General features: G+C 68.1%; 4 protein-coding genes. 3 read left to right on the forward strand and 1 reads right to left on the reverse strand.

All coding sequences use genetic code 11. The annotated features are described in order from the left end of the window. A partial coding sequence (locus IJH84_RS18840; RefSeq protein WP_295146859.1) for an ATP-binding protein occupies window positions 1–667 on the forward strand: 667 nt, incomplete at its 5' end. Continuing rightward, window positions 664–1,344, forward strand: coding sequence for a response regulator (locus IJH84_RS18845; protein WP_295146862.1), 681 nt, complete (start codon window positions 664–666; stop codon window positions 1,342–1,344). The genes IJH84_RS18840 and IJH84_RS18845, both read left to right, overlap by 4 nt. On the opposite strand, the gene IJH84_RS18850 is transcribed toward IJH84_RS18845, so the two are convergent. After that, window positions 1,326–1,625 carry a hypothetical protein gene (locus IJH84_RS18850; protein ID WP_295146864.1) on the reverse strand — a complete coding sequence of 100 codons (300 nt, stop codon included), beginning with the start codon at window positions 1,623–1,625 and terminating at the stop codon, window positions 1,326–1,328. The two genes, IJH84_RS18845 and IJH84_RS18850, sit on opposite strands and share 19 nt — an antisense overlap. 147 nt (window positions 1,626–1,772) lie before the next feature. On the opposite strand from IJH84_RS18850, the gene IJH84_RS18855 reads away from it, so the two are divergent. Next, a partial coding sequence (locus IJH84_RS18855) for a helix-turn-helix transcriptional regulator (RefSeq protein WP_295146865.1) occupies window positions 1,773–2,490 on the forward strand: 718 nt, incomplete at its 3' end.

Consider the following 2,490-nt stretch of genomic DNA (forward strand, 5'->3'; position numbering starts at 1 on the left):
CACCGCGCTGCTGTCGGCCGTGGGCCACGACCTGCGCACCCCGCTCGCGTCGATCAAGGCTTCGGTGAGCAGCCTCCGCGCCCCGGACCTGCGGTTGTCCGAGCAGGACACCGCCGAGCTGCTCGCCGGTGTGGAGGAATCCACCGACCGGCTCGCCGACCTGGTGGACAACCTGCTGGACTCGTCGCGGCTGGCGACGGGTGCCATCGTGCCGAAGCTGCGCCCGGTCGGTTACGACCAGGCCGTGGCGGGCGCGCTGGCCGGGTTGGACGGCCGTGGTCGCGTCGAGGCCGACGCCGACGAATCGCTGCCCGCGGTGCTCGCCGACATCGGCCTGTTGGAGCGGGTCATCGCCAACGTGCTGCAGAACGCGCTCAAGTACAGCGACGACCGGGTTTTCGTGCGTTCCAGCGAGCACGCGGCGTGGGTGGAGCTGCGGGTGGTCGACCACGGTCCGGGTTTGCCGCACGGTGCCGCGGATTCGGTGTTCGCCCCGTTCGAGCGCCTCGGTGGGCACACCGACACCGGTGAGCCCGGTGTGGGCTTGGGGTTGAGCGTGGCGCAGGGTTTCATGACGGCCATGCACGGCACCATCCGCGCCGAGGACACTCCCGGGGGCGGCCTCACGGTCGTGCTGGCGCTGCCCGCGAGCGTGGAGGCCCGATGACGAAGGTCCTGGTGGTCGACGACGAGCCGCAACTGCTGCGGGCGCTGCGCATCAACCTCACCGCACGCGGCCACGAAGTGCTCGTCGCCGCCGACGGCACGACCGCGCAGCGGTTGGCGGCGGAGGGCAAACCGGACGCGGTGGTCCTCGACCTCGGCCTGCCCGACCTGGACGGAGTGCAAGTCATCGAGGGTCTTCGCGGCTGGAGCACGGTGCCGGTGCTGGTGCTGTCGGCCCGCACCGAGTCGACGGACAAGGTGCACGCGCTCGACGCCGGAGCCGACGACTACGTCACGAAACCCTTCGGCATGGACGAGTTGCTGGCCCGCCTTCGGGCCGCGCTGCGCCGGGCCGGGGATTCCGCCGCCGCGGACGAACCCGTGGTGCGCACGGAGAGCTTCCAGGTGGATCTCGTGGCCAAGAAGGTGCACCGCCACGGCGCCGAGGTGCACCTGACCCCGACGGAGTGGGGGATGCTGGAAGTGCTGGTGCGGAACCGGGGACGGCTGGTCGGCCAGCGGCAGCTGCTCAAGGAGGTGTGGGGCCCCGCCTATGCGGAGGAATCCCACTACCTGCGGGTCTACCTGGCCCAACTGCGCAGGAAACTGGAGGACGACCCGAGCCGGCCCCGGCACCTGATCACCGAAGCGGGCATGGGCTACCGGTTCGAGGTGTGAACGTCCGGTTCCTGCTCGGCCCGCTGGGTCGCGGCTTGGGCGTCGTAGCGGGCGATGTCTTCCTGCGCGACCGCGATGGCCTCGTCCAGCGCGCGGCGGAACACGGCGATTTCGCTGTCGCGCAGCCGGAAGCAGCCTTGCAGCTCGGGTCCGGCGATCTCCACGTCGCCGCTGGCCGCGCCGACGGTGGCGATGTTGAACCGCTCGTCGTCGTCGACGCATCGGCACAGCCACTCCCGCTGCGGAGCGCCGTGCTCCAGCCGCGCGATCTTGTCGTCCACTGCTCCTCCTCGAGGTCGAGATCAACGTGGAACCAAGAATTGCGCAGGTGCAGTAGCCGACACAATTACGCCATCGAGTGATCGTCAGTGCAAATTTGTTCTGCCATGGTTGAAAACAGATTCCCCCGCAACCACTGGAGATTCCCCATGGCTCGACGTGTCGGCCCTTCCGCTCGCTCCCGCAGGCTCGCGCAATCACTGCGCAAGATCCGAACCGAGAACGGCGCGAGCGCCGCAGAGGTCGGCAAAGCCCTCGGCATGTCCGGCAGCAAGCTCAACCGGATCGAAACCTGCGAGATCGGGATCTACCTGGACGACCTGGAGAAGCTGCTGGATTTCTACCAGGTCGCCAAGTTGCGCCGCGTCGAACTCCTCGACATCGCCCGGCACGCCGAACAGCGCAGCTGGCTGCGCACCCGCAACGCGCACTTCCCCGCCGACTGGCAGACCTGGAGCGACTTCGAGGACGAGGCGACGGCGCTGCGGTACTACGAGCCGATGATGATTCCTGGGCTGCTGCAAACGCCTGAGTACGCGCGTGCTGTCATCGCGGCTACCGGCTGTTCTTTGACCGATCGTGAGGTCGATGAGCTGGTCAGCAGCCGGGTCGCAAAGCGTGGCTTGCTCACCGGCGCCAAGCCGCTAGAACTGCACGTGATCGTAGAAGAGGCTGCGTTGCAGCGGCCGTTCGGTGAGCCAGACTGCCGAACGCGGCAGATTCGGCACCTGATGCAGGAGGCGGAGCTCCCGAACGTGACCCTGCAGGTTCTCGCGCCCGATGCAGGACTGCATGTCGGCATGACCGGAGCATTCATCCTGGTCGAATACGGAGCAGAGCTTGGTTCCGTCTGGTTGGAGCAGATGG

The organism is Saccharopolyspora sp., assembly GCF_017434145.1.
Lineage (GTDB): Bacteria > Actinomycetota > Actinomycetes > Mycobacteriales > Pseudonocardiaceae > Saccharopolyspora_C > Saccharopolyspora_C galaxeae.

Bases quoted from the DNA above. Each gene is read 5' to 3' on its own strand.
- IJH84_RS18845 (WP_295146862.1), top strand. From the start codon at position 664: ATGACGAAGGTCCTGGTGGTCGACGACGAGCCGCAACTGCTGCGGGCG.